The 25,112-nt window shown below is 69.0% G+C and carries 21 protein-coding genes and 5 pseudogenes; 12 read left to right on the top strand and 14 right to left on the bottom strand.

Going from position 1 to position 25,112, the window contains the following annotated elements:
• Positions 1-296: 296 nt before the first annotated feature.
• On the bottom strand, positions 297-1,130 hold the full coding sequence (locus tag ABZS61_RS31325; protein ID WP_356428737.1) for a PIG-L family deacetylase: 834 nt from the start codon (positions 1,128-1,130) through the stop codon (positions 297-299).
• Between the two features lie 457 nt (positions 1,131-1,587).
• On the opposite strand from ABZS61_RS31325, the gene ABZS61_RS31320 reads away from it, so the two are divergent.
• Positions 1,588-1,857 (top strand): GlsB/YeaQ/YmgE family stress response membrane protein, encoded by a 270-nt coding sequence (locus tag ABZS61_RS31320; protein WP_356428734.1) that lies wholly within the window; start codon positions 1,588-1,590, stop codon positions 1,855-1,857.
• Between the two features lie 475 nt (positions 1,858-2,332).
• Here ABZS61_RS31320 and ABZS61_RS31315 read toward each other — a convergent pair whose 3' ends face one another.
• Positions 2,333-3,886: an alpha/beta hydrolase gene (locus ABZS61_RS31315; RefSeq protein ID WP_356428731.1), complete on the bottom strand. Its 1,554-nt coding sequence runs from the start codon at positions 3,884-3,886 to the stop codon at positions 2,333-2,335.
• A 267-nt stretch (positions 3,887-4,153) separates the two neighbouring features.
• On the opposite strand from ABZS61_RS31315, the gene ABZS61_RS31310 reads away from it, so the two are divergent.
• The 7 genes from ABZS61_RS31310 (at position 4,154) to ABZS61_RS31280 (ending at position 11,954) form a co-directional block, all read left to right on the top strand.
• Complete coding sequence (locus ABZS61_RS31310; protein ID WP_356428728.1) at positions 4,154-5,071, top strand: peptidoglycan DD-metalloendopeptidase family protein; 918 nt, start codon at positions 4,154-4,156, stop codon at positions 5,069-5,071.
• Positions 5,072-5,199: 128 nt separating this feature from the next.
• A complete protein-coding gene (locus tag ABZS61_RS31305) occupies positions 5,200-5,973 on the top strand; it encodes an FHA domain-containing protein (protein WP_356428725.1) in 774 nt (257 codons plus the stop codon).
• Positions 5,970-7,379, top strand: coding sequence for a serine/threonine-protein kinase (locus ABZS61_RS31300; protein ID WP_356428722.1), 1,410 nt, complete (start codon positions 5,970-5,972; stop codon positions 7,377-7,379). The genes ABZS61_RS31305 and ABZS61_RS31300 overlap by 4 nt, the downstream gene beginning before the upstream one ends.
• Before the next feature lie 86 nt (positions 7,380-7,465).
• Positions 7,466-8,401: a hypothetical protein gene (locus tag ABZS61_RS31295; RefSeq protein WP_356428719.1), complete on the top strand. Its 936-nt coding sequence runs from the start codon at positions 7,466-7,468 to the stop codon at positions 8,399-8,401.
• A gap of 81 nt (positions 8,402-8,482) precedes the next feature.
• Positions 8,483-8,944: a hypothetical protein gene (locus ABZS61_RS31290; RefSeq protein WP_356428716.1), complete on the top strand. Its 462-nt coding sequence runs from the start codon at positions 8,483-8,485 to the stop codon at positions 8,942-8,944.
• Positions 8,945-9,288: 344 nt separating this feature from the next.
• On the top strand, positions 9,289-10,356 hold the full coding sequence (locus ABZS61_RS31285) for a hypothetical protein (protein WP_356428713.1): 1,068 nt from the start codon (positions 9,289-9,291) through the stop codon (positions 10,354-10,356).
• A gap of 227 nt (positions 10,357-10,583) precedes the next feature.
• The gene (locus tag ABZS61_RS31280) at positions 10,584-11,954 is read left to right on the top strand and encodes a DEAD/DEAH box helicase (protein ID WP_356428710.1); all 1,371 of its coding nucleotides are present in this window, start codon (positions 10,584-10,586) and stop codon (positions 11,952-11,954) included.
• A gap of 77 nt (positions 11,955-12,031) precedes the next feature.
• On the opposite strand, the pseudogene ABZS61_RS31275 reads toward ABZS61_RS31280, so the two are convergent.
• The 8 genes and pseudogenes from ABZS61_RS31275 to ABZS61_RS31240 form a co-directional block, all read right to left on the bottom strand.
• A pseudogene (locus ABZS61_RS31275) lies at positions 12,032-12,256 on the bottom strand (transposase); the annotation flags it as partial.
• A 215-nt stretch (positions 12,257-12,471) separates the two neighbouring features.
• Positions 12,472-13,293, bottom strand: a pseudogene (locus ABZS61_RS31270) (diaminopimelate decarboxylase); the annotation flags it as partial.
• A 26-nt stretch (positions 13,294-13,319) separates the two neighbouring features.
• Entirely contained in the window at positions 13,320-13,457 is a 138-nt protein-coding gene (locus ABZS61_RS31265; RefSeq protein ID WP_356428707.1) for a hypothetical protein, read from the bottom strand.
• Between the two features lie 34 nt (positions 13,458-13,491).
• Entirely contained in the window at positions 13,492-14,433 is a 942-nt protein-coding gene (locus ABZS61_RS31260; protein ID WP_356428704.1) for an SDR family oxidoreductase, read from the bottom strand.
• Between the two features lie 52 nt (positions 14,434-14,485).
• A pseudogene (locus ABZS61_RS31255) lies at positions 14,486-15,111 on the bottom strand (NAD(P)-binding domain-containing protein).
• 91 nt (positions 15,112-15,202) lie between these two features.
• The gene (locus tag ABZS61_RS31250) at positions 15,203-16,105 is read right to left on the bottom strand and encodes a TIGR03619 family F420-dependent LLM class oxidoreductase (protein WP_356428701.1); all 903 of its coding nucleotides are present in this window, start codon (positions 16,103-16,105) and stop codon (positions 15,203-15,205) included.
• 128 nt (positions 16,106-16,233) lie between these two features.
• Positions 16,234-16,857 (bottom strand): NAD(P)-binding domain-containing protein, encoded by a 624-nt coding sequence (locus tag ABZS61_RS31245; RefSeq protein ID WP_356428698.1) that lies wholly within the window; start codon positions 16,855-16,857, stop codon positions 16,234-16,236.
• A 92-nt stretch (positions 16,858-16,949) separates the two neighbouring features.
• On the bottom strand, positions 16,950-17,684 hold the full coding sequence (locus tag ABZS61_RS31240; RefSeq protein WP_356428695.1) for an SDR family oxidoreductase: 735 nt from the start codon (positions 17,682-17,684) through the stop codon (positions 16,950-16,952).
• A 159-nt stretch (positions 17,685-17,843) separates the two neighbouring features.
• Between ABZS61_RS31240 and ABZS61_RS31235 the strand changes: the two genes are divergently transcribed.
• The 3 genes from ABZS61_RS31235 (at position 17,844) to ABZS61_RS31225 (ending at position 19,771) form a co-directional block, all read left to right on the top strand.
• Complete coding sequence (locus ABZS61_RS31235; protein WP_356428692.1) at positions 17,844-18,755, top strand: LysR substrate-binding domain-containing protein; 912 nt, start codon at positions 17,844-17,846, stop codon at positions 18,753-18,755.
• A gap of 434 nt (positions 18,756-19,189) precedes the next feature.
• Positions 19,190-19,486 (top strand): hypothetical protein, encoded by a 297-nt coding sequence (locus ABZS61_RS31230; RefSeq protein ID WP_356428689.1) that lies wholly within the window; start codon positions 19,190-19,192, stop codon positions 19,484-19,486.
• Positions 19,487-19,531: 45 nt separating this feature from the next.
• Positions 19,532-19,771 (top strand): hypothetical protein, encoded by a 240-nt coding sequence (locus ABZS61_RS31225; protein ID WP_356428685.1) that lies wholly within the window; start codon positions 19,532-19,534, stop codon positions 19,769-19,771.
• On the opposite strand, the pseudogene ABZS61_RS31220 reads toward ABZS61_RS31225, so the two are convergent.
• Positions 19,772-20,686, bottom strand: a pseudogene (locus ABZS61_RS31220) (IS630 family transposase); the annotation flags it as partial. It lies immediately after the preceding gene.
• A gap of 169 nt (positions 20,687-20,855) precedes the next feature.
• Between ABZS61_RS31220 and ABZS61_RS31215 the strand changes: the two are divergent.
• A pseudogene (locus ABZS61_RS31215) lies at positions 20,856-20,999 on the top strand (transposase); the annotation flags it as partial.
• 56 nt (positions 21,000-21,055) lie between these two features.
• Here ABZS61_RS31215 and ABZS61_RS31210 read toward each other — a convergent pair.
• From ABZS61_RS31210 to ABZS61_RS31200, 3 genes are all read right to left on the bottom strand, one after another.
• Positions 21,056-22,066 carry a YihY/virulence factor BrkB family protein gene (locus ABZS61_RS31210; protein WP_356428682.1) on the bottom strand — a complete coding sequence of 337 codons (1,011 nt, stop codon included), beginning with the start codon at positions 22,064-22,066 and terminating at the stop codon, positions 21,056-21,058.
• Positions 22,067-22,164: 98 nt separating this feature from the next.
• Positions 22,165-22,857: a DUF3618 domain-containing protein gene (locus tag ABZS61_RS31205; protein ID WP_356428679.1), complete on the bottom strand. Its 693-nt coding sequence runs from the start codon at positions 22,855-22,857 to the stop codon at positions 22,165-22,167.
• Entirely contained in the window at positions 22,833-23,285 is a 453-nt protein-coding gene (locus ABZS61_RS31200; RefSeq protein WP_356428676.1) for a phage holin family protein, read from the bottom strand. The genes ABZS61_RS31205 and ABZS61_RS31200 overlap by 25 nt, the downstream gene beginning before the upstream one ends.
• Between the last annotated feature and the right edge of the window lie 1,827 nt (positions 23,286-25,112).

The raw sequence follows: 25,112 nt of genomic DNA, 5'->3' as shown, positions 1-25,112 counted from the left end.
TGCCCCGGACTCCTCGTCCGCAGAAGGCACCCTCGCTGACCCGCCGCGGCGGCCTGCCTCACCGCCTGCCCCGCAGCAGGAGCGAGGTGGACGGCCCGCTGACAAGACCGCGTCGAGCTCCCCGCAGCCGGGCCCGCCGCCGCGACCAGAGCCCCCGGTCGGCACGATCCGAAGGGGCTCGCCGGCTGTCACCACCCAGCCCCTGTGACGGGCCACCTCCCGGCCTCCCCGTACACGACCCGCTCGATCGCACCGTGCGGCCGGGAGCTTTCCCCCGCCCCGGCCGCACGGGCGGATCAGCGCAGTCCGGCGAAGAGATCGTTCTCGGGTACGGCCGCCCCGGTGGTGTCCTGGACACGTACGAAGGTCTCCATGCCCATCAACTCGCCGAACCTTTCCTTGCCCATCTTGAGGAAGAAGATGTTCTCGCCCTGACTGGCGTGTGCGGCCAGCGCATCGAACTTCTGACCGCTGAACGCGGTGGTGTCCACCCACGTGGTGATCTCATCGTCGGGGAGGCCGATCTCGGCCATCGCGGCAGCCTCGGCGGGATCCGGCTCCGGCATGTCCTCATGGAACTCGTGCATGGTCTCCCCGAACCGCTGCATCATCGAGCGGGGCATCGTCGTCCAGTACACCTTCGGTGTCAGCGCGGTCATCTCCAGCGCCGCCATCGTGATGCGGTGGGCCTGGATGTGGTCGGGGTGGCCGTAGAAGCCGTTCTCGTCGTAGGTGACGACCACATCGGGCCGGTAGTGCCGCATCAGTCCGGCAAGACGGGCAGCGCTTTCCTCCACGGGGGTCTGCCAGAAGGACCCGGGGGCGTCGTTGCTCGGCCAGCCCGCCATCCCGGAGTCGGCATAGTCCAGCATCTCCAGGTCGGTGACCTTCAGGACGTCGCAGCTGGCCTCGAGTTCTCGACGGCGCATCGAGGCGACGGCCGCCGGATCGTGGCCGGGATCGCCCGGCTTGACGCCCCCCGGTCCGTCACCGCAACCACCGTCGGTACACGTCACGAGAACGGTGCGCATGCCCTCCGCCGCGTACCGCGCGAGGACACCTCCGGTTCCGGTGGCCTCGTCGTCGGGGTGAGCGTGCACTGCCATCAGCGTCAACGGCCGGTCAGTCATGAAGCAGTCCTCCTGGACAAATACGTCGTGGTCCGAGTGCGCGGCGGGCGGCTCACGATTTCGGACCCTGGTGGGGTGGCCGGCCCTGTGTTCTCCGCCCGAGCGGCGCCGGTTCCTCGATCGATGCAACCGCGCCGGCACGACCAGCTGTTCCCGCCGCAGCCCATGGGTCTTCCAGGCGTCGAGGTTCCGGGCGAACGAGGTACAGGCGCGATCCGACCGCCTCGGCGCAACGTCGACATCCGCGGACCGGCATGCTGCGCGGCAAGGCGGCAACGACTCCCGGCAGCCGTCTCCGCGGGCAGCGACCGGCCAGGCCCTGATGGGGAGCCGTCCAGCTCCGATCGGCACCCCGTCCGTTCACCGCACAAGAACTGCGTGAGCCACGTTTGAAAGCCCTGGCACGGTAAAGACGGTCTTTGACACCGTCTTTATACCACCAGGTAGGAGAGGCATTATGGGCATCATTGCTTGGATCATCATCGGGTTGCTCGCGGGCCTCATCGCCAAGGCGCTGATGCCGGGCAGGGACCCGGGCGGCATCATCATCACGATGCTCATCGGTATCGCGGGAGGCCTGCTCGGCGGCTGGCTCGGCAAGGTCATCTTCGGCGTCGACTCCATCGACGGCTTCTTCGACCTCTCCACTTGGATCGCCGCCATCGTCGGCTCGCTCATCCTCCTCGTGCTGTACCGCGTCTTCACAGGCAACCGCCGCCGCGCCTGACCCGTACGCCCATCACCGCGAAACGGCTCCGCCCTACCCGGGCGGAGCCGTTTCGCGCACCACGAGCGCTTGCTCATTGCATGGACCGACCTACCCGTGGAGGGTGGGCCGACGCTGCGCCTGCGGGAGCTGTGACCATCTCGCACGCCCATTCGTGGACGTGCCCGCCCCCCTGTGGGCACTGCAACGCCGGCGCGCTCGGACAGCGGTCGGCCCACTGCGGCCAGTGATCGATCCAGGACGCCATCGCCAGGACAGGTACCCCCGACGGTGCGGTGAAGACTCCCGGGGGATGGAGAGCCGGGGCGGGGCTACAGCCACCGCTACAGGTCCAGCTCGCCGTTACACCGACCTGTCCAGCACCACCCGGTGCGACTTCACCCACACCCGGGCCTTGGACCATCCAGCGAAACGCCGCGAGGCCCATGCAGGCGGCCCGGTGTACTGACAGCCGCCCGGCGGATCCGTACGGGCCTCAGGACATGCTGCCCCGGCACACCGTCCCCGAGGGCGGGGTGCGGCCCGTGCGGAGGTATCGGTCGACCGTCTCCATGACGCAGCGGTTCAGCGGGTATGTGCCGTGGCCCTCCTCCTCGGCCGTCAGGAGCACGCCGACACCGTCGCCCAGGGCGCGGACCATGTGGCGGGCGCCGGGGTACGGGGTGGTCGGGTCGCCGGTGCCGCCGACCACGAGGACGGGGGCGGCGCCGTCGGCATTCACCTGGGGTGTGGTGCGCTCTCCGTCGAACGGCCAGCCGTAACAGAGGTAGACGCCGGTGGACCAGGTCGCGCCGAAGACGGGTGAGGCGGCTTTGACGCGGGCTTCGTCCCTGTCGAGGCGCTCGAAGCCGGGGCGCAGGCTGGAGTCCGCGCAGGTGATCGCGGTCCGGGCGGCGCGGCTGTTGTCGCGCGGGATCGCCGCGTGGTCGGCGGAGCCCATGTCGTCCGCGCCCTTGCTCAGCGGACGGCCGTCGTTGTGGTCGATCAGCGCGGCGAGGGCTTTGGCGAGCGGTGACCAGCCGTCTGTGCCGAGGTCGAGGTGGTCGGCGACGGCGTACGCGACGTCGTCGGCGTCGAGGTTCCTTCCGTCGCCGGCCGGGGCGGGCTTCTTCTTCAGGCGGTCGGCCAGGCGCGCCATGCGTCGCGTGGCCTCCTCGGGTCCGTCGCCGGTCGGACAGTTGCGGATACGGGCCGCGCAGTGTGCAGCGAACCGGTCGAACGCCGCCTGGACCGCCTTGACCTGCGACACCTGCTCCTCGTCGAGGTCCTCGGTGGGATCGACGGACGCTTCGAGGACGAGGCGTCCGACGTGCGACGGGTACAGGTGGGCGTAGACCGCGCCGAGCGCCGTTCCGTACGAGACGCCGAAGTAGTGGAGCCGCTCGTCGCCGAGGAGGTAGCGCATCAGGTCGAGGTCGCGCGCGGTGTGCGAGGTGCCGATGTACGGGAGGAGGGCCCCGGAGTGCTCGGCGCAGGCGTCGGCCCCGTCGTAGCCGGTGTCGTTCGCGGTCTTCCCGCAGCGCACGGGGATGGTCGCGCCAACGCCGCGGGGGTCGAAGGACACCAGGTCGTAGCGGTCGAGGAGCGGCTTGTACTGGTTGAGGTGTTCGGGCAGTCCGCTCACGCCGGACACGCCGGGGCCGCCGAAGTTGAGGACGAGCGAGCCGATGCGCCGGGCGTTCGGGCCGGTGGCCTTGTGGCGGATCAGGGCGACGTCGATCGTCCTGCCGGCCGGTTTCCGGTAGTCGAGGGGGGCCTTCATGGTGGCGCAGTCGTAGCCCCTGCGCGCGGTGGGCGGCGAGGTACAGCGGGACCATTGGAGGTGCTGGCCGGTGGTGAGGGCGGTGGGCGGACCGGCGGGCGGATTGCTCGCGGTGAACTCCGTACGCGGCTCCGCACTCCGGCCGGGAGCGTCGCGCTGGAGCCAGCCGCCGACAGCCCCGATCGCGACGAGGGCGGCCCCCACGATGATCCACACACCGGTCGAAAAGCCGGTGCTGCGGCTTCGTATCAGATAGGCGTCACCCATCGAAATCCTCGCGCTCCCGCCCCTGGACGCTCGCATGCCCGTACTCGTGATCGTCCGACCGTCGAATGGATGCAGGGTACAAGCCGCCTCCGACAGCACGGCTCGCGGGAGTGGCCGGAGATTCGGACCGCCCCGTGGTCACGCGACAGAACGCCGAGCACGCCTGCCCGCCCTCACACATACGAGGTAGCCGAGCCCGTCCACCGGCCCCAGCATGTGTTCCGAACTGCCAGAGGAGGCAGGTCGGCACCTTCCACAGGGGGGAACATGTTCCATCACACGCACGAGCGGACGCGCCCCGGCCGATCGGGCCGGGTGCGAGCCGTCCTGGTCGCCGGATTCGCGGTTATCGGGCTCGCGGGCACAACCGTGTCCGCCACCGCCGACGGGACGGCCGACCGGGCCGTCGGCACGGCGGCGGCCGCGAAACCGCTGTTCCAGATGCCGTTTCCGTGCGGCACACACTGGCAGTTGAACACCTACGGCTCCGATCACAACCCCGCCCTGGACATCGTCGTGGAGAACAACACCGGCTCCGACGGCAAACCGGTGCTCGCCTCCGCCGTCGGCACCGTGTCCGCCACCTACTGGGACGACGGCTCCGGCAACACCATCCAGATCAGCCACGGCAACGGCTGGTTCACGGCGTACTACCACCTCAAGGACTCACCCACCGCCTACGTCCGCGAGGGCCAGCCGGTCCAGCCTTCCACGCAGATCGGACGCATCGGCACGACCGGTGCCTCCGGCTGGGCGCACCTGCACTACGAGCAGCGATATCTGGCTTCGGGGGACTTCACCGACGAGCGCCACCGCGTGCCCGTGCACTTCGACGGCGTCCGGTACACGGGCATCGATGAGGAGTGGCCGAGCGTGGCCGGCCGGAACTGCTCGGGTGGCACGCCGGCCTGGCAGAACTGCCCGGTGGGCTACGTCTGCTTCTACTCGGGCGCCGACGGCACCGGCTCGGTCTGCAGGTCCGACGTCGATGAGCCCAGCAGCTCCTGCGGCTTCCGTAAGTCGTACTACAACAACGGTAAACCGCAAGAGGGCTACGACCACATCCAGGTGTACTTCGAGGAAGGCGGCAGCCAGTGCCTTCATCACGGCTGGGACGAAGGACGCGGGAACTTCGTCGGCAGCGGCCGAACGATCGACCGCTTCCATTGGCGCGGCGAATGCTGACGGCATGACGCGTTCGACCGGTACGGCGCCACGCCATCAGGCGTGGCGCCGTACCGGCCTGCGCGTCATGCAGATGTTTATCGCCGTTTCCTACCCTCACGGCACACCTTGGGGGAAGGAATCAGTCCATGTACACCATTGTCGTGGTGCCAGGGCCCGGCATGGCCTCCTGCGAGAAGCTCCGGCTGGCACCGGGAGAGACTCTCCGCTTCGGTCGGGAAGCATCAGCCGGCACACAACCCTTGCTGACCATTCCGCACGACGGTGTCTCGCGTTCTGCGGGCGAGATCACCGCGACGGACACGTACTGGTCGCTCAGCAACTTCAGCCGCACGGCGACGTACGCCGTCGAGAACCCGGAGGGCGCCGGGGAACACATCAAGGTGGCGCCGAGGCGACTTGGCGCACCAGTGGCGTTCGAGTTCTCCAGGGTGGTACTGCCCGCGGGCACCGAGCTGCTCAGTTTCGACGTATGGGCTCCGCGGCACGACTACGCCGCCCCGGCGGACGGGTCGGAGCGGAACGAGCCAGCTGAGAGCTGCAGCGGGGAGCCGACCGCACTCGCCTTTCCTCTTGACCGGTCAAAGCGGTACTTCACCGTGCTGACGGCCCTGTGCGAGCCACGTCTGCGCGGCGCGGTGTACGCACCGCTGCCCACGGTGGAGCAGGTCGTCGAACGGCTGCGTCCGCGATGGCCGGCAGCCAACCGGGCTGTCGTGCAGTGGAACATCGACTACCTGGCAGTGAAACTGCGGCTCAAGCCCGGCCCTGAGTCCTGCGAGCCCGGCCCCCGCCTCAACGGCAAGAAGGAGATGCTCGTCTCTCTCGCGCTCCGCTTCGACCTGGTGTGTGAGGACGACCTCGCGGCGCCTGCCTTCTCCGCGAGCGGCGCGGCCCGGTGAGTGGGCTGCAGCCGTACGCCGTCACGTCCGTTCCTCCCGGCTACCGCGTCGGCCCGTGGATCGTCGAGGAGCCGCTCGGCGCAGGGGCTTTCGGCAGTGTGTACGCGGCCCGCCACGAGGACGGCGGCGCGGAGCCGGCCCGCGCCGCCCTGAAGTTCCTGCCGACCGGCACGCAGACGCCGCGCCAACTGCACCATCTCCGGGAGCTGGCCGAGCGGGAGGTGGCCCTGCTGAGCCGGCTCCGTTCGCCGCGCCTGATCCGGATGTATGACGCGCTGACCGTGGACGCCCCGGCCCATCCGGAGCTCGACGGCGCCACCGTCCTCGTACTGGAGGAGGCGCGGGGCTCCCTCGACGCGGCGCTGTCCGCGGGCCGGCCGCCACGGCAGGGGCCCGCCCTGCTCGTCCAGATCTGCGAGGGTCTGCACCAGCTGCACGGCGCGGGCTGGGTGCACGGCGACCTCAAGCCGGGCAACGTGCTGCTGATGGAGGACGGAACAGCACGGCTCGGCGACTTCAACATGGCGGCCGAACTGGAGGGCACGCACGCGTACTCCCCCGCGTTCGCGACAGCCGACTACACCCCGCCCGAGCTGCTGTGGTCCGAGGTCGGCGAGCGGGGCATGCAGATCCGGCAGACCGCGGACATCTGGGCGTTCGGGGTGCTGGCGCACCTGACCCTGACCGGTTCGTTCCCGCTGCCGGGTGGCACCCCGACAGCCCGGCGGGACGCGGTGGTGCGATATGCCCGTGGGGAGGCGGACCTGCGACTCTCGCCCGAACTCCCCGCACTCTGGCTGGAGATCGTGCGGGACTGCCTCGCTCCTACGCACGAGGACCGGGCCCCGCACGACGCGGCGTCGCTGCTGCGGCGGGCGTCGGAGGCGGCAGCGGGCCGGCCTCCGCGCCGCCGACGCCTGCGCCGCCCTCTGCTCGCGGCGGCGGCCGGCGTGCTGGCCCTGGCGGTGACGGGCCTCGGGTTGCGGATGCTCCTGGACGAGGACCCCGCCACGAAGCCGGACACCCGGGCGGACGCCGGGCCCATCGCGGGTTCGCAGCCGGGCAACCCCGTGCCGACGCAGACGGCCACGGGGTACGACCGCTGCACGCCGGGTTCCGTCTGCTTCTTCTCGGATGCGGACGGCGGAGGTGAGATGTGTGCCTGGGACGGCGACGACCCCGACTGGTTCGACGGCGAGAACGACTGCTCCTGGGCGGCCACCGACCGTCCGGGCTCGATCTTCAACAACGGCATGCCGGACCCCGCCGACTACGTCCACGTCGTGTACTTCGCAGAGCCCGGGCTGCGGCAACGCCTCGGATGCGTCGAGAAGGGCCGGCGTCACGACCTCGCCCTGACATCGCACGTGCTGTCCCACACCTGGGCCAAGACCTGCTCCCTATGACATACGAGGTGCCGCCCGCCCCGCCTTGACGGGATGGTGTTGCTGCGCGCCACCGCGGGGTGGCGCGGCAACCGGGGGGCAGTGGCATGAAGCTCAGGTCCATAGCCGCGTGTGCGGTCGCGGCGGCCCTGTCGGCCGCTGCCACCGGTTGCGCACAGGACACCGCCCGGCGGGAGCCGACGACCGCGGCCGCGCCGGACCGGAGCGGGCAGGAGCTCGAACTGACCCAGGCGGAGCGGCTGCGGATATCCGACGCCGCGGAGGTACTGACCAAGCGGTGCATGAACCGCGCGGGTTTCTCGTACTGGACCGGTGTCCGGCTGAGCCTGGAGGAGAGCCGGTCACCCGGCTATGTCAACGACGACGTCGACTGGGCCGCCGAGCACGGTTACGGCAGCCGCGTCCAGGAGAAGGTCGACAGGGCTCGGCGGGCGAATCCGAACGGCACCTACCGCGCAGGCCTCTCGCCGCAGCGTCGCAAGGCCTACGACAAGGTGCTCGACGGCGGCCGGGACGCCGCCGTTCTCACCGCCGAGATCCCGACCCCGGCCGGCACCGGAGAAATCAGTAAACGGCTCGGCGGTTGCTCGGCGGAGGTCGAGAAGAAGCTGTACGGGGACCCGGCCGCATGGTTCCGCGCGGACAAGGCCGTCACCAACCTCCAACCGCTGTACGTCCCCCGGATCACCCGGGACAAGAAGTTCGCCGACGCCCTGGCCCGCTGGTCCCACTGCATGGCCCGGTCCGGCCACCGGTACCCCGATCCGCCCGCCGCGCAGGACGCGGTGGCGCGGAAGGCCGCCGGTCTCACCCCGGGCAAAGCGTTCGAGGCCGAGAAGCGCATCGCGTTGGCCGAGTCCCGCTGCGCCCGCAAGAGCTCACTCGGTGCCGTCGCCCGGGAGCGCGAGACGTACTACCGGGGCATCCTGCCCGACCGGTACGAGGAGCTGATCGACACCCACCGGCGACTGGAACGCAACGCGTACACGCGTGCGGCCGGGATCACCGGCCCGCGGGCCTGATCCGGCCCGTCCCCACAGACTTCCGCGGCACCGTGCCGTGGATCACCATGCCTCTGACGAGGCAGACACAAGGAGCGAACCATGCGAAAGCTGGGTATGTCGATCGCCGCACTCGGTCTGGCAGCCGCCGGCCTGGTCGTCCCCGCCACAGCGGCGCACGCGGCCACCTCGGGCGCCTCGGCCAATCACTGCAACGAGATCTGGCCGGGCCGCAACGGCAAGGTGTACGCCTACGACTCCACGTACTGCAACGGGTACCTGGGCAGCACCGCGGGCGACGACTCCAGCTGGGACTCCGCGGGCGGCGGATTCGAGAACGACTACGACAAGGCTTCATCCGTCCTCAACGCCGGCTACACCGGCAGCTACGACATCGTGAAGTTCCACTATCTCGCGAACTACAGCGGTGGCTACAACTGCCTCGACGCGAACGAGTTCTTCGTCGATGACCTGTCCCGGAACACCTTCAGCACCGGCCAGAACATGAACAACAACATCCGGTCCCACAAGTGGGTGAACAGCTGCGACCGATGGATGCACTGATCCGAACGCCCGGGCGGCCCACCGGTATCACGACCGGTGGGCCGTCCGCCGGGTCGGCACTTTCTGGTCGAGCCGACGCAACAGATGGCCGGGTGCCGTGCGCCTGCGTCGTCGCCGTCGTGGGGTCGGTCGCCGTACATCCGACGGCCCGGAACTACAAGGCAGGGGTGGACGGTTGGGCAGCCTTTCGTGGTCCCGCGGCCCGGCCGGACTCTCTCCGAGGGCCGGCCGGGAACGAAAACAACCGCACCGGACCCCACCCCACCGCCCCCACCTGCGCTGTGCCGTCCTACGATGCGTCGGTCCTCCGGTGGATCCGGATCATCGTGCGGCAAAAGGAACCCATGCGCCTGTCCAGCTACGTCAAGAAGGCCGCCGTGGGCGCCTTGTCGATCCCTCTCCTCGCCGGGTGCGCGGGGGAACAGAGGGCTGACGGGGCCGCGGAGAGGCCCGCCTCCTGGACGGACCTGGCGGTGCGGACCGGCGCACAAGACGTCGTCCACACGGACACCGACCACCGGTCGTACAAGGTCAGGATCACGGTCAAGGGCCTGGTCCGAGGCTCGCAGGAGGACATGCGGGGGCGCGTGGACGAGGAGCTGACGGGCATGGTCCCCCACTACCTCACGTTCGAGGTCACCAACACCGGCGGGAAGAAGATCCCCGCCGCCTACATGGCGGGCACCAACCTCGCTCTGAACGGCACCGACTGGACGCACGGGGAAAAGGTCTCCGTCAGCGGCGGCAGGCCGGGCGGGGCCGACCTGCCGTGCGCGGACGTCGCGCCGACGACGCTGTCGCCCGGCGACTCGTACGACACCTGCATGACCTACGTGCTGCCCGAGGGCGTCGGCGTGCTGTCGCTGACGCACAACGCCGACGGCTACCTCGACGAGGGCGGCGCGGTCGCCACCTGGCCCGTGGAGGGCGGCCTCGAGGCAGCGTCCGCCGGACTGGCGGAGCCGGGCGACAGCGTCCGCGTCCGGTGGGACGCCCGCGAGGACGGCGTCCTCGAACTGCCCGCCAAGGTGGTTTCCGTAACCCGGGGCAGCGCGGCAGACCTCGCGGGCCTGGACCTCGACCTCAATGAGAACGAGCGGCGCGGCGTCCCGCACTTCGTGTCGGTCACCTACACCAACACCGGGCCGAAAGACCTCTACGCCGACCAGGCCGACCACGTCTTTCTGCTCACCGAGGGCGGTCGGCAGATACGGGGGAAGACACCCTTCGTCCCGGACACGAAGATTCCCGGCTGCCCGTCCGACTGGGTCGCCCGGATGATCGCGCCGGGCGACAGCGTGACGGAGTGCAGCATCCACCTGGTGACGGACGACGGCGACAAGCCGTTCGCAGTGGGTTTCGCAGAGGCCGACCGGCCGGGACTGGTGGCCTGGCGGACCCCCGTCCACTGAGGCGACCGGGTCAGCGGGCCGACCTGCCGCCCGCTCCGCGAACAGTCGGGGCGGGCGCGAGCGCTGTCCCTGGCCAAGGTCGGTGACGACAGGGGGCGTGCCGACGGGACGGGATGTGCCGGTGCGCTCGCTGGTAAACTGAGCGCGCGCTTCGAATCCGTCGGGGCCCGTACCGAGGGGTACGGGCCCCGACGCGTTCCCGGCGCCAGACCGAGGAAGGCTCCCCCATGAACGCGAAGACTCCGGCCCCGAAGGGCGAACTCACAACGCCGCAGACGGCTGCCCCTGGCCTGCCGCCGGTCGAGTCCTTCGACGCACTCGGGCTGCCGTCGGAGCTGACGGCGACGATGACCGGCCTCGGTGTGACGGAGCCCTTCCCGATCCAGGCGGCGACTCTCCCCAACGCGCTGGCCGGCCGTGATGTCCTCGGCCGTGCGCGGACCGGCTCCGGCAAGACGCTTGCCTTCGGACTTGCGCTGCTGGCGCGGACGGCGGGTATGCGAGCGGAGTCGAAACGGCCGCTCGCACTGGTCCTGGTGCCGACCCGGGAGCTCGCCCAGCAGGTGGTCGACGCGCTGACGCCGTACGCGCAGGCGCTGAACGTGCGGCTGGCGACAGTGGTCGGCGGGCTGGCGATCAACCGGCAGGCGGCGCTGCTGCGGACCGGCGCCGAAGTGGTCGTCGCGACGCCGGGGCGGCTCGCCGACCTCGTATCGCGTCGGTCATGTGATCTGCAGCAGGTACGGATCACCGTGCTGGACGAGGCGGACCAGATGTGCGACCTGGGGTTCCTGCCGCAGGTCTCGGAAATCCTGGACCAGGTCCGCCCCGACGGTCAGCGGCTGCTGTTCTCGGCCACGCTCGACCGCAATGTCGACCAGCTGGTGCAGACCTATCTGCACGAGCCGGTGGTCGCCTCGCTCGACCGTGCGGCGGGTTCGGTCACCACGATGGAACACCATGTACTGAACGTCCACCCCGCCGACAAGTACGCGACCGCGACCGAAATCGCCGCGCGGGACGGCCGGGTCCTGATGTTCCTGGACACCAAGGCCGGCGTGGACCAGTTCACCCGGCACCTGCGCGCCAGCGGCGTACGGGCTGCCGCCCTGCACAGCGGGAAGTCACAGCCCCAGCGCACACACACGCTCGCGCAGTTCAAGGAAGGCGAGATTGCCGTGCTCGTGGCCACCAATGTCGCGGCGCGAGGCATTCACATCGAGGCGCTCGACCTCGTCGTCAACGTGGACCCGCCGGCCGACGCGAAGGACTACCTGCACCGTGGCGGGCGTACGGCTCGCGCCGGGGAATCCGGGAAGGTGGTCACGCTGGTCACACCGAACCAGCGGCGAGACATCAACCGGATCATGACCGACGCCCGGATCCGGCCGACCGTCACCCAGGTGCGCTCCGGCGAGGAGAAGCTGACCGCCATCACCGGGGCCAAGCGCCCGCCGATCGAAGGGAAGGGCAGCGGCAACGCCCCTTTCCGTGGCATGGGCACTCGTCCGGGCCGCCCCAAGGAGTCCCGCAGAACGGCCGACGCCCGCAAGGCATCGGAAGCACGCGCGGCGGCCCGGGTGCGCAAGGGCCGCTGACCCGGGCGGACTTGTCGGGGCGGGGGCCCGCAAACCAGCGCAGTCGCCACGGGCACTGCCCGCGGGGTGAAGCGGCGACGCGCGGTGGCGGGCGAGGTGCCGCACATCGGTGGAAGGTGCCGCCAGGCACAGCCGCTGGTCAGCGTGTACATCACTGCGGTGAACACGGCCCGCTCGTCACACCGAGCGGTCCCACCACCTTGCGGACGAGCAGCGAACGACACCAGCAACGGGGCGGTCAGCTCCCAGAGTTCGTCAGGAGCCAGACGCTTCGACAGATCAGCACCCCCAAGGTCCGGCATCGTGCCGCACGATCCTCAAGTCACGTGAGAAGACCTCTACGCCTTGATCGGGGCGGCGGACCTGGCGGCCTGTTCGATCTTCGCGCGGTGGGCTGCACGGGCTTCCTCGTCGGTCTGCTGGGTGCTCGCCACGGGACGTACTGCGGGCACAGGGCATAACAGCTCCTTCACGGTCTGCGGGGGAAGAAGGCCGGAGGGGTGCGGTCCCGGACGGTTCACAGTCCGATGTCGCGGCCGTTGATGTCGGCGAGGGATTCTCGGCGTATCAGCAGCCGGGCGCGGCCTTCATGGACGGCGACCACGGGCGGGCGGCCGACCGCGTTGTAACTGGACGCCATGGAGAGGTGGTAGGCGCCTGCGACCGGGATGGCGACCAGGTCGCCCGGGCGGATGTCGGCCGGCACTGCCGCATCGGCGGCGAGTACGTCACCCGCCTCGCAGTGCCGGCCGACGACGGCCGCCAGGCAGGGCTCGGCCGTTGAGCGGCGGCCGATGAGCCGCGGCGCGTAGCGGGCGCCAAACAGCGCGGGCCTCGGGTTGTCACTCATCCCGCCGTCCACGGCCACGAAGACGCGGTCGCCCGTCGTTTTCACGGCGAGCACCCGGTAGAGCGCCACGCCTGCGGGGCCCACCAGGGCGCGACCGGGCTCGACGGTGAGCCGGGGCGCGGGGATACCGGCCGCGGCGCAACTCGTCGCCAGTTCGCGGCGAATGCGCTCGCCAAAGGACGGTATGTCGAGCGGGTCCTCCCCCGGCCGGTAGGCAACCGCGTGCCCGCCTCCCAGGTCCAGCTCGGGCAGCACGACTCCGTGCTGCCGGTGGATCCGGGCCAGCAGCCCGACCATGCGTCGGAGCGCGGTCAAGTAGGGCTTCACCGTGGTGATCTGTGAGCCGATGTGGCAGTGCAGTCCGACCAGTTCCAGGTGCGGCTGGTCGAGGATTCGGGCGATGGCGTGCTGGGCGCTCCCGTCGGTGAGGGAGAGCCCGAACTTCTCGTCGTCCGTGCCGGTGCGGATCGCGGCGTGACCGCCGGCGGATGGCTCAGGGCGGGCCGCTCGACCCCTTAAGGGCTGCCCCACACCGGTGTGCCCGTCGCCTGCCGCCAGCTGTCGGCCAGCGGTCCCGCGTCCACCACGCCGTACCCGATGGAGTCGATGAAGTCGGTGTACGAGCCTCGTCGTAAGAGCCTCGTTCTTGCCATGCGCCGGACTCGTCGCGACCCGGGCCCCCTGCTGTCAGCCGGCGGGGCCGTAGTGGCCGTTGTCCAGATCGGCGAGGAGGCGGGGCTGAGCCGGCTCCCAGCCGAGGGTCCGGCGGGTGATGAGGTTGGACGTCGGGTAGCTCTGCGTGACGACGTTCGTAAGGAACCCGAAATGTGCCGGCAGGATCAGCTCGTCCAGGGGAACGCTCACGGCGGGCAGGCCCAGGCGGCTGCCGATGGCCTCGGCGATCTCGCGGAACGGGATGCCCCCGTCCTCGACCGCGTGCCAGTAGCTGCCGGCCGGGCCCTTCTCCAGCGCCAGACGGAACAGGGAGGCGGCATCGCGGGCGTGCACGGCGTTCCACCTGTTCGCGCCGTCTCCGGGGTAGCCGGCGAAGCCCTTCTCCTTCGCGAGCGCGATCAGCATGGGGAGAAAGCCACGATCGGTCGTGCTGTGCATGATGTTGGCGATCCGCACGACCGAGGACCGTACCTTCTGCTCTGCGAGTCCGATGACGGCGGACTCCACGACATTACGGGCCCGCAGGGTGCCCTTGTGCTCGTCGCCGACGGGCAGGGCCGGGTCTTCCTCGGTACCCGGCCGGCCCAGGTACGTCCCGGTCCCGGGCGAGCCGATGCTCCCCGCCGCGACCAGCGGCTTACCGGTCCCCGCGAGGGCCTCGCCGTACGCGAGCATGACCGGGAGCTCCGCGGCGGCCACGGCGGCCATCCCGCCGGACGGAAGCAGGTCCTGCCGGTGCGCCACGTGGATGACGCCGTCGGAGTCCGCGGCCGCCTCCTTGAGCCCGTCGAGGTCCTGGAGGTCGCCGCGGCGTATCTTCGCGCCGAGCGCGGACAGTGCCGCGGCGGCCGTGTCCGACCGGACGAGGCCAATGACCTCGTGTCCTGCGGCGATGAGTTCGGGGATGATGTACGAACCGGAATGGCCGGTCCCGCCAGTGACGAAGACACGCAAGGTACTGCTCCTTGTCAGTGATGTGGTGCGCGAAGTGGTGGTGCGGGTTTGCTCAGCCGCGGAGGTCGGCGCCGAGGGCGACGTCGAAGGTCCCCGCGCCGTTCCGGGCCAGGCCCATCAGCGGCGGCCGATCCCTTCCAGCCAGCGGGCCATCTTCAGGCCGCCGACGTCGAGGGGACGCAGTCCGAGGCTCGCGATGAACGCCGACGCGTCGGCCTTGGCCCGTGCGTCACCTCCGGCGAAGAGCACGTCCAACGAACGCTCCTGGACCAGGACATGGCCGAACACTGTGTTGAACGCCTTCACGACGTGCGCGCTCGCCGGGGCCGCCTTGGCGATCTCCTGCGCACCGGACGTGCCCTCGGGAGTGACCACTCCGGTGGCGTCGGCGTCGAACGTGTTGGAGATGTCGATGATGACCTTGGCGGCCAAGGCATCCCCGTACTGGGCGACGACCGGCACGGCGCTGGTGTAGGGCACGGCGAGGACAACGATGTCGCCCACAGGGACGGCGCCGAAGGTCCCCACCGTGGCCCCGGCGCCGAGCTCGACGGCCAGGCCCTTGGCCTTGGCGGCGTCGCGGCCGATCAGCTCGACGGAGTTACCGCCCGCTACCGCACGTGAGGCGATGGCGTGGGTCATGCCCCCCCCCAGACCGATGAAACTGATGCTGCTCATGGCGAGACTCTCTTCCTCTGGTCCGAATCGAACGGCTTGCCCGCCCGTCGCTTCTTCGCCCGTCGTTGCTTCGGTGGCGTTGCTTCGGTGGTCACAGCCGGCCGGTTCGCTCGATCACCTGGCCGGCGAAGTCGAGCAGCTGGTCAAGGCCGGCGAACATCGCGAAGGCATCGAAGTACGCCTCATCGACACCGGATTCGGCGTACCGCTTCAGTTGGTCCGCGACCGAGTCGACGGACGTGCCCGGCTCGAGGTTGATCCGCATGGCCGTCTTGAGTGCGTCGGGATCACGGCCGGCCTCCTCCGCCGCTCGACGCGCGATCGACCACGGGCGCCCTGCGCCCTCGTCCTGACTACTGACCGACGCGGCGGGCGCCGGCCCTTCGACCCCGAGCCAGCCGACCCCGCTGCGGCCGACCCGGCGCATCGCGGCCTCACCGGCACCACCGATCCAGATAGGCGGCCCGCCCGCCTGGACCGGACGGAGGTCGGCGTGGACCGGTGGCATGGTGAAGAACTCGCTGTCCCAGGACACGGGACTGGCAGTCCACCACGCCCGCAGGAACGCCAGCATGTCATCGAGCATCTTGCCGCGTCGGCTCCAGTCCGCGCTGCGGGCGACGTCGTACTCCTGCTTCATCCACCCCACCCCCACACCAACGCCGAGGCGGCCGCCGCTGAGCACGTCGAGCGTGGTCAACTGCCGGGCCAGGTGCGGCGGCTCGTAGTAGAACGTGCTGAGCGTGCTGGTGTTCAGGCGTACCCGGTCGGTCGCCGCCGCAGCGACGGTCAACAGCAGCATCGGATCGAAGGAGCGGGCCATCTGTGGCCCCCGGTCCAGATAGCCGTTGCCCAGATCAACCGGCGTGACCAGGCGATCGCCGACCCACAGGGTGTCGTAGCCGAGGTCCTCGAGTCCGCGGACGAAAGCGCTCAGGGCGGGGGCGTCGCTGACCGCGGGCCCGACAAGGGGAATCACTAAACCGAGCTGCATTGCGTTGCGCCTCCTCGGGCGAACTCTTTCGCCACTATCGACATCTGGCATCGACGAGTCGGTGATTCCGTCAATTAGCCAGAGCGCACGGCGCCCTATTTGCCGACTGTTTGGTCAGCCCCGGAGGGTCAGCCCGTAAACTCGCTGACGCCCAGGGCGAAGTTCCCGTGGCCGATTCCGTGGCCGGCGAGGCCTACCGTGAGCACGCCCGCTCCTTCGAGCCAGTGCGCCATCTTCAGGCCGCCGACGTCCAGCGGGCGCAGTCCGAGGCTCTCGATGAATGCCGCGACGTCCGCCTTGGCCTGCGGGTCGTCACCGGCGAAGAAGACGTCGGGCCGGCCGTTCTCCAGAACGCCACGGAAGATGGTGTTGAAGGCCTTGAACACGTTGGCGTCGGCCGGGGCCACCTTGGCGACTTCCTGCGCGATCGAGGTCTCCTCGCTGCGGGCCAGGCCATCGCCCGTGGTGTTGAAGGGGTTGCTGATATCGACGATGGTCTTGCCCGCGAGGGCGTCCCCGTACTGGGCGACGGTCGGAACGACCCCGTCGTACAACATGGCCGTGATGATGATGTCCCCGGCCGGGACGGCGCCCCACTCACCCGTCGTCGTGCCGCCGCCCAGAGTCTTGGCCAGGCCCTCGGCCTTGGACTGATCGCGCGCCATGATCTCGACGGTGTTGCCGCCCGCTACCGCGAGCGCGCCGATCGTGCGGGCCATGTTCCCCGCACCGATGAAGGTGATGCTGCTCATGAGCTGTGCTCTCTTCCTGTTCTCGGGGGCGCCTGTTCTCTAGGCGCCGCTCTGTCGCGTTCGTGCGTGGTCCGGTCTCGTTCGTGCGTGGTTCAGATAGCGGTGGTGCCGCCGTCGGCGACCAGCTCCAGACCATTGACGTAGCTGGAGTCGTCGGAGGCCAGGAACAGGGCGATCGTGGCGATCTCCTCGGGGCGGCCCATCTTTCCGCGGGGGATCAGGGACTCGAAGGCAGTCCTGGTCGCCTCGTCGAACAGCTCTTCCTGCTTGGCCGTGCCGACCTGGCCGGGGGTCAGGACGTTCACCCGGATCTTGCGGTCGCGCAGCTCGTTGAGCCAGACACGGGCAAAGGCCTGCTGGACCGCCTTGCTTCCCGCGTAGAGGCTCCAGCCGGGGAAGGCGCCGAGGGAGGCGTTGGATCCGGTCATCAAGATCGAGCCGTGGTCGTTGAGCAGTGGTAGTGCCTTCTGCACGGTGAACAGGGTGCCGCGGGCGTTGAGCGAGAAGGAGCGGTGGAACTGTTCCTCGGTGATCTCGCCGAGCATGGCGGGCTCGCCCATCCCGGCACTGGCCCACAGCACGTCGATCGAGCCCTTCTCCCGCTTGACGGTGTCGTACAAGCGGTCCAGGTCGTCCAGGTCGGACGCGTCACCCTGGACGGCGGTGACGTTGCGGCCGATCAGTTCGACGGCCTCGTCCAGTGTTTCCTGGCGCCGGGCCTGGATGAAGACATGCGCTCCTTCCTCGACGAAAAGCTTGGCCCCGGCCAGTGCCAATCCGGTGGATCCACCGGTAATTACCGCTACCTTGCCATCGAGCTTTCCCACGATCACTCCATTGAATTGATGAGCAGCAATTACCCATCCCGAATTCTTGTACCGAATTCTCTCGGCCCCATGAACGATGCCATTGGCCTGAGCGGGTGTCCAAGACCCGTTTCAACCGTGGTGATAACCTCAAGGCATTGCCGGATCGGGAGGGGCCCCATGGATCTGGATCTCCGCAAGTTGCGCTACTTCGTCGCCGTCGCCGACAGACTGCACTTCGGCCGCGCCGCCGAGGACCTGCACATCGCGCAGCCGGCGCTCAGCCGGCAGATCCGCGCGCTGGAACAGGACCTCGGCGCCCCCCTGTTCACCAGGGACAGCCACGGCGTCACGCTGACGGACGCGGGCCGACAACTCCAGGACGACGCCGGTCCGTTGCTCGCCTCCGCGCAAGCGGTCAGGCGCCGGGTGACCGCGGCTGCCCGTGGCGGCCAGCGGCTGGTGGTCGGTTTTCGGGCTGGGATCCCGGTCATCCCCGCGGCGCGAGAGTTCGGTGGCCGCCATCCGGACGTGGTCGTGGACGTGCAGCGCATGGAATGGGACGACCAGGTCCCTATGCTGCTTGACGGCCGCGTCGACGTCGGCTATGTGCGGCTGCCCATCGACGAGACCGGCCTGCGCCTGATGCCGCTCTACACCGAGCCGCTCATGGTGGCGCTGCCCGCTGGCCACCGGCTGGCCGGCAAGGAGGAGGTCACCGAGGCGGACCTGGCCGGTGAGCCGCTGATCTGGCATGCCGACCCGAGCACGCAGCCCACCAGGCGTCCGCACCCCGACTCCGGGCTCCGGGTGCGCGGGGTGGAGGAGAAGCTCGAACACGTCGCGGCCGGCCGTGGCATCTCGTTCGTGGGGCGCTCGGAGACCGTGTTCTACTCACGGCCGGACATCAGGTACGTGCCCGTCCTGGACCTGGCGCCCGACCAGGTATTCGTCGCGATGGCAGCGTCGCGCACCTCGCCGCTGGCCGACGACTTCTTCGCCGCGGCTCAGGCGGCGGCTGAGATCACGGCAGAATGCGGGAACTATGAGATGTGGCAGCTGGTGACCGACGCCGCTGCACAGCGCGGTTGAGCAGTTCGGCTGACAACAGCAGAACCCGGCCTCCCTGTACGCGTATGCCCTGTGGCGCGCTGATCGACGGAGTGGTTCGGTTCACGATCATGGCGGTGTTCACCGCCGCCGACCATCCGCCGCGGGCCCGATCAGGAGGCCTCGCTCAGGGCGGGGTCGGTGCGCCAGATCAGGGCGAGTTCGGCCAGGGGTACGCCAAGTACCTCGCTGAGCCGGACGACGCCGCGCGGGCACCACGCACGCACAGCAGCAGACCTCCGGGTGATGGCCGCCCAGAGCCGCTCCACGGGTGCGGCGCAGAAACGGACGGGACACCCGCGACCGCGACCTCTGCCCGGCTGCCGGCCAGCTCGCCGGCGCCACGGCGCGGGCGCTGACTCCCACCCCAAGCCGCACTCCACCCGCGACCGTCCCTGCACAACAGGAGTTGCACCATGCCCACCACCATGCTCGACCAGGCCACAGCCATGATTGAGAACGCCTGGGGCCAGCCCCTCGAAGCACGCGAGGTCCTGGCGGTCCGCCCCCCCAGTGAGGACCCGCTCCTGCCCTGCGCCATGCACACCCGAACGGCCCTGGCCATCACGGACAACGCGGTAACCGTCCACCAGGACCGTCTTGACGTCCTGTCCCGGCATGGGTACGTGCCTGACTTCTACGAACTCGACCGGATCACCGAAACGGCGGTCAGCCTCCACGTCGCCTACGCGGAGAGCCGTGCGTACCTCTAGTGCTGTGACCGCTATGGTTCGCCGGGTTGAGAGGGAGGGGCCGGGGTGTTCGTTGAGATCGTGTTCGTGGGGCTGCCGATCGATCGTGACGAGGTCGAGGAGGTTGTGGAGGCGGCGTTCGAGCTCGACGGCGAGGTCACCGGCGCGGGCAGCGGCAGGGGTCGCTGCCATCTTGACCTCGAAATCGCGGAGGACTCGGATCCTGCCGCGGCCTTGGACCGGCTTCGGGCGGTGCTGTCCGAGCTGGGGGTCTCGGAGTGCGCGACCTTGAACGTCAGTGAGTGATCAGGCCGCGATTCGCGCTCGTCCGCCCCAGCGGATGCCCCTTTCGCTGCGGACCCGGGCGCGTTCACGACGCTCTGCTGCCAGGACGTCACGGTGGCGGACGTTGGCGTTGCGCCAGCGCAGGTAGGCGTGCATGACTCGGGTCTGGACGGTGTGGTTGCGGTGGTTGGAGTTGGTGATCGTGAACTGACGCCGCGGTCCGAAGTGGGCCTCGATCGGATTAGCCCATGAAGCGTAGGTCGGGGTGAAGCACGGTTCGACCCGGTGCTTCCTGGCCCAGCGCCGGATCGTGGCGCCCTTGTGGGCGGACAGGTTGTCGAGGATGACGTAGATCGGGGCGCCGTCCGGGCGGGCCGTGCGGATCGACCGGAGGGCGGCCAGCGTGTTCGCGGCGCCCTTCTTGCGGCGGTTGACGCCCCAGGGGGTGTCGTCGCCGGCCGAGTAGCAGCCGTGGAAGTAGCGGACGCCGTGGGTCCGGTGGTAGGTCGCGGGGTGCCGCGCGGGATGACCGGCGGGAGCCCAACCGGTTCCGGCGGTGGGCCGGATGCCGAGCGGGCCGCACTCGTCGAACGCGAACACCCGGTCCGGGAAGCGATCCAGGACCTCTTCGATCCGGTCGAGCTTGGCGTTGCGCGCCGGGTCGGGCGACTCCTTCCGCGTTTTGGTTCGCTGGAAGGTGACGCCGCGGCGGGCGAGTAGACGCCGTAACGCCTCGCGGCCGATCCGGATCACACGACCGTGGACCCGGTGCAGGTAGATCACGAGCTTGCGCAGGGACCAGTGGGTGAACGGCTGGCCCAGCTTGGTCGGGCGGGTGGTGGCCGTCTGGACGACGAAGTCCTCGTCGTCAGGACCGAGCAGGCGGGGACGGCCTCCCGCCCACCGAGGATCCAGGCAGACCAGGCCGATCTGAGAAGCCGCCCCCCTGTCTCGACGTCCCGCAGGGCTGCGATGGAGGCCGCAAGATCCCCGGCAAAAGCGTCCGACCCGCTCGGGTCGGTATCAAAGGCGACTGTGGCTGGGGAACGCGACTCGCAGAGCGATCATTGTCGACCGGAGGATTACGGGGCTATCGGAGGAACTCGTGGCCGAAGTCGGTCCGTTGCGGCATGAACGGCACCAGTCCAGGCTTACATCCCGGCCGCGGAAGCGTGCGGTAGGCGCCGGTGCGAAACACCAGATGGTGTTCGTCGACCGGCTCCTGGCCACGCTCGTGCACCTTCGATACCGGTGTCACTCAAGACGGTAGTGAAGCACCAGTGCTCTCGGTGGCCCCCTTCAGCCTTACTGCTGCCGTTCTTCCCGTGCACCAGGTTCTGCGTTGGGGTCGGTGGTCCCTGCGGAGCGGTGGTCTTCTTCGGTCCATTTTTGGGTGTCGCGTGGCTCTGCGTATGGTTCCATGTCGCTCGGATGGCCGCTGGTGATGGCTCGTTCGCGCGCCATCTCCGCGTCGAACTCAAGGCCCAGGAGGGCCGCCAGGTTCGTAATCCACAGCCAGACGAGGAAAATGATGACACCGGCCAAGGCCCCGTACGTCTTATTGTAGGAGCCGAAGTTCGCGACGTAGATCGCGAAGCCGGCCGAGGCGACCATCCAGATCACCAAAGCCAGCAGACTGCCGAGGGAAATGAACTTGAACCCGCGGCCCTTGGCGTTGGGTGCGGCCCAGTAGAGGATCGCCAGCATGATGGCCACGAGCACCACGAGGACGGGCCATTTGGCGATGGACCAGACGGTCATGGCGGTATCCCCCACGCCCAACGCCGTACCGATTTGACGGGCCAGGCCTCCTGAGAGCACAACGATCAACGCGCTGACGCAGGCCAGGATCATCAGTACGAGCGTGAGCCCGACGCGGACGGGGAGGATCTTCCAGGCAGGACGCCCCTCCGGTACGTCGTAGACGACGTTGGACGCGCGGATGAACGCGGCGATGTATCCGGAGGCTGACCACAGGGCGCCGAGCAGGCCGACGATAGCCAGCGCGGTGCTGGTTCCCCCGCTGGCTTGCAGCTGGGTGACTGCGTTGGTGATCACGTCGCGTGCCGAGCCGGGCGCAAGCTTCTGGATGTTCTCCAGCACTGTTTTGGTGGCGGAGTCGCCCGCGACCCCAAGCAGAGCCACTAGCACCAGCAGAGCGGGAAACAGAGCCAGAATGCCGTAATACGTCAGCCCTGCCGCCCGGTCGGTGAGCTCATCCCGCTTGAACTCCTTGACCGTACGTTTCAGCACATGCGCCCACGAGGTCTTGGTGACCTGCGTCGGCGACTCGGGAGGTTTGCCGGATTGATGCATGGCCCTGAACACCTGCCTATCCGAGGAAGTACTGCGCCGGAGCAGGCCGCCCCCGAATCTCGCACCCCTGGGGTGGGGGAGTCAGCGAACCCTGGGTGTCAGAGTTGGCCCTGCCCCGGGCCGGCCTGGTCGCGGGCCTGTTGGGCGGCGTCCTTACCCACATCGCGTAGTCCGGTCGCCGCCTCTGATGTGGAGGTCTGAGTCTGCTTCCTGGTGGCTTCGGCAGCGCCTTGCGCCGTGCCCTTGACCGATTCCACGGCGTCCGCGGCCGGCTGGTGTAGCCCTTCCTTGAGATCCTGCGCGACCTCTTGCGCTGTCTCCTTGGCGGGCTGGAGCAGTTCGCCGGAGTGCTCGCGGAGCTGTGATCCGATCCGCTCTTCAGTTTCCGTGGCCGGGAGTAGGGCTGCGGCGAGCATGCCTGCGCCGAACGCGATGATCCCAGCGGCCAGAGGGCTTCCCTGTGTCTGCTTGGCTACCTGGCCCGGAGCTTCTTTCACGGACTGGCCGACCTGATCCGCCGTGTGCCGGACGGTGTCCTGAGCCTGACCAGCGACATCACCGGCGCTTTGGGCGAGATCCTGCGCTTTCTGCCCGGGCTGTGCGCCCTGAGTGTGGTCGGCCGAGCCCATCACGCGCTCCTTCAATCCGTTCAGCCGGTGTTGCGCGGCACCCGCCTTGCGTCGCACTACGTTTTTCGGCGCCACTCGGTCTGCGAGGCGGTCAACGTCGTGTGCCAGGCGTGCCCGCGTGTCGTCCACCTCGGTCTTCAGTTCTTCCGGGTCCGTGCCCATCGGGCATCCTCCTTCAGCGTTTCCGCGGTCCGCTCCGGCTTCATCTGCACCGCGCGCATGCATTTGCGGCCCATCACGAAGAGGGCGCCGGCCACCAGGGCCCAGATTCCGGTGACGATGAGTGCGGCCCAGGCGAGGTCGACTACGTGCGCCAGCCCGAAGATCGCGGCCAGGCTGCCCATCAGCATCGCCAGGTGCCCGGCGTACCCGGAGCCGGCGAGCATGCCTCCCGCCTTGCCCGCCTTGGTTGCCTCCTGCCTGAGTTCTGCCTTCGCCAGTTCGATCTCCCCGCGGACCAGCTGGGTCAGGTCGTCGCTGATGTCGCCCACCAGTTCCCCGATGGATGCCTCGGGCGACGGGGCCCGGTGGGACCCGGACGGAAAGCCGTCATGTAGGGCTCTTGCTTCGTGCGGAGTGAAGGTGGCCACGAGGTCGGCTCCCTTACGGCTGTCGCGGATCAGGATTCGGGTACGGGTCCGTGACCGGCAGCGGTGCAGAGGGCGAAACGGATCCGCCATAGGACGGCGTTGGCTGCGTCTGAGGGTCGGAACCTGCAGGCCGTGCCACGCCACCTGTTTGACCGTCCGTTAGCACGGCGGGCCGGCCATCGTCACTTGCTTCCCTTGCTGTGCCGCCGCTCCGGTGGCTCTCTGTTCCAGCGAGTGCACCGCTGCTTGAGGACTTCAGGCCCTTACCAAGACGGGCCGTCGCGAATCCAGCAAGGGCGGCACCCGCGAGGAAGACGCCGGGACGTCGGCGCGCGAAGTCCTGAAGGTCACTGGCGAGCCCTTGCGGGCCCCGGGCCTCCAGCTTCTCTGCCATATCGTGCCCACGCTCGGCTACCTGCCGCACTGCCTTCGTGGCGGGTGACCCCGGCTCGCCCCTCTCCCCCATCGTGCCCAGCTCATCCGACAGCTGCCGGACATTCTCCGCCAAGCGCCGCGTCTGCGTTTCCGCATGAGTCTGCAGCTGATCACGCAGCTCCCCAGCCACATTCTGGACTTGCGAGGAAGCCTCGCGTGCAACATCGCCCGCACGCTCCTGGGCCGTACCAGCTACGTCGGTCGCCTTCTGGCTCACCAGTCCGACACCCTCACCGGCCTTCTTCTTCGCCGTCTGCTTCACCGCCGCAGCCGTGTCACCGTCCGCACTGTTCGCACCGTTGACGTCACTCAACGCTCCTCCTCGAATAGCATGCACCTGACAGGTGCATCGGCAATGTCCGTTCATCACTTTCCATCATGACGAACAATCCAGGATGCGCCACTGGCCGAGCGTTCTACACGCATGCCATCAGCACCACGTGCACATCGAACGAACCCAGCTAACCCACGCCTGAACTCTTTCCCAGCCGATTCGAGCCCACCGGCGCAGGCCGCGGGATCACCCCAAGTAGGGCAGCACCACGCCCCGCAACGCGATACCCGTAAGCGACGTGATGAGCACTGCCGCCGGGGAAGCGATCACCTTCTGAACCGCTACTGCGAGGGATCTGGCCACCATAAGGATTCTGACTTGCCTAAGCACGGGCGATAACCGGCTTACCCAACGCGGAGCCGGAGATCGACTTCCTTTTCCTGGTCTCCCGAGGCAGCACCGATTCCCGCACAGCGAACGCCACACGCTCAGGGCCTCGCAGACCTGGTCCACAGCCACATACCCGCCTTGCACGGTAGCGGCTGAGCTTCCGGTGGCCGTCGTGCGTGGGGCGACCACAGCATCGCGCCGACGCATTCGCCGACCTCATCCTCGCCTACACCGGCATCATCCGGAGACCTCAGGAGAGCGGCCACGAGAACCGCCTCCGGCGACCCTGTTACAGATTGCCGAGCTACTGCATCCCCGACTGTTCTGACTCATGACCTGCCCGTCGCCTGTCATTTTGGTCGAAAGTGCGCCGCACTGCAGCGCCTTTGTCTTCGACCAGTCCGGCGTCGTCCGGCAGTTCCAGCACGTTGCCGCAGTGTTCGCATACAGACTCAGCGGCCGGAGTTCCGCACGCCATACAGAACCGGTGGGGCTGCTCTTCCTCAATATCCTTCGTCATCAGCCGCTCCGAAAATGTGGCAATAGGACGAGTGACGTATACCCATGGAATTCTCCATGATCCGCCAGCCTGGCTGCTTCTTCCAGCGCAACCCAGTCGACGCGGTGGTGGCCCAGGGCTTCGTCGTAGTCGGCTGACATCCGTTTTGTGATCATGCGAGGCCGAGGATCGTGAGAGGGCGGCGGGCGTCGCGTGCGTTGTGGCGGAG

Origin of the sequence: Streptomyces sp. NPDC005566 (genome assembly GCF_040605575.1) — a bacterium.
Classification (GTDB): Bacteria; Actinomycetota; Actinomycetes; order Streptomycetales; family Streptomycetaceae; genus Streptomyces.
Note: the sequence above shows the minus strand (reverse complement) of the source record. Positions and strands in the feature narration are given on the sequence as shown.

Coding starts and splice junctions, on each gene's coding strand:
- ABZS61_RS31325 (WP_356428737.1), bottom strand. CDS start 1,130: ATGACTGACCGGCCGTTGACGCTGATGGCAGTGCACGCTCACCCCGAC.
- ABZS61_RS31320 (WP_356428734.1), top strand. CDS start 1,588: ATGGGCATCATTGCTTGGATCATCATCGGGTTGCTCGCGGGCCTCATC.
- ABZS61_RS31315 (WP_356428731.1), bottom strand. CDS start 3,886: ATGGGTGACGCCTATCTGATACGAAGCCGCAGCACCGGCTTTTCGACC.
- ABZS61_RS31310 (WP_356428728.1), top strand. CDS start 4,154: ATGTTCCATCACACGCACGAGCGGACGCGCCCCGGCCGATCGGGCCGG.
- ABZS61_RS31305 (WP_356428725.1), top strand. CDS start 5,200: ATGTACACCATTGTCGTGGTGCCAGGGCCCGGCATGGCCTCCTGCGAG.
- ABZS61_RS31295 (WP_356428719.1), top strand. CDS start 7,466: ATGAAGCTCAGGTCCATAGCCGCGTGTGCGGTCGCGGCGGCCCTGTCG.
- ABZS61_RS31290 (WP_356428716.1), top strand. CDS start 8,483: ATGCGAAAGCTGGGTATGTCGATCGCCGCACTCGGTCTGGCAGCCGCC.
- ABZS61_RS31285 (WP_356428713.1), top strand. CDS start 9,289: ATGCGCCTGTCCAGCTACGTCAAGAAGGCCGCCGTGGGCGCCTTGTCG.
- ABZS61_RS31280 (WP_356428710.1), top strand. CDS start 10,584: ATGAACGCGAAGACTCCGGCCCCGAAGGGCGAACTCACAACGCCGCAG.
- ABZS61_RS31265 (WP_356428707.1), bottom strand. CDS start 13,457: ATGGCAAGAACGAGGCTCTTACGACGAGGCTCGTACACCGACTTCATC.
- ABZS61_RS31250 (WP_356428701.1), bottom strand. CDS start 16,105: ATGCAGCTCGGTTTAGTGATTCCCCTTGTCGGGCCCGCGGTCAGCGAC.
- ABZS61_RS31245 (WP_356428698.1), bottom strand. CDS start 16,857: ATGAGCAGCATCACCTTCATCGGTGCGGGGAACATGGCCCGCACGATC.
- ABZS61_RS31235 (WP_356428692.1), top strand. CDS start 17,844: ATGGATCTGGATCTCCGCAAGTTGCGCTACTTCGTCGCCGTCGCCGAC.
- ABZS61_RS31230 (WP_356428689.1), top strand. CDS start 19,190: ATGCCCACCACCATGCTCGACCAGGCCACAGCCATGATTGAGAACGCC.
- ABZS61_RS31210 (WP_356428682.1), bottom strand. CDS start 22,066: ATGCATCAATCCGGCAAACCTCCCGAGTCGCCGACGCAGGTCACCAAG.
- ABZS61_RS31205 (WP_356428679.1), bottom strand. CDS start 22,857: ATGGGCACGGACCCGGAAGAACTGAAGACCGAGGTGGACGACACGCGG.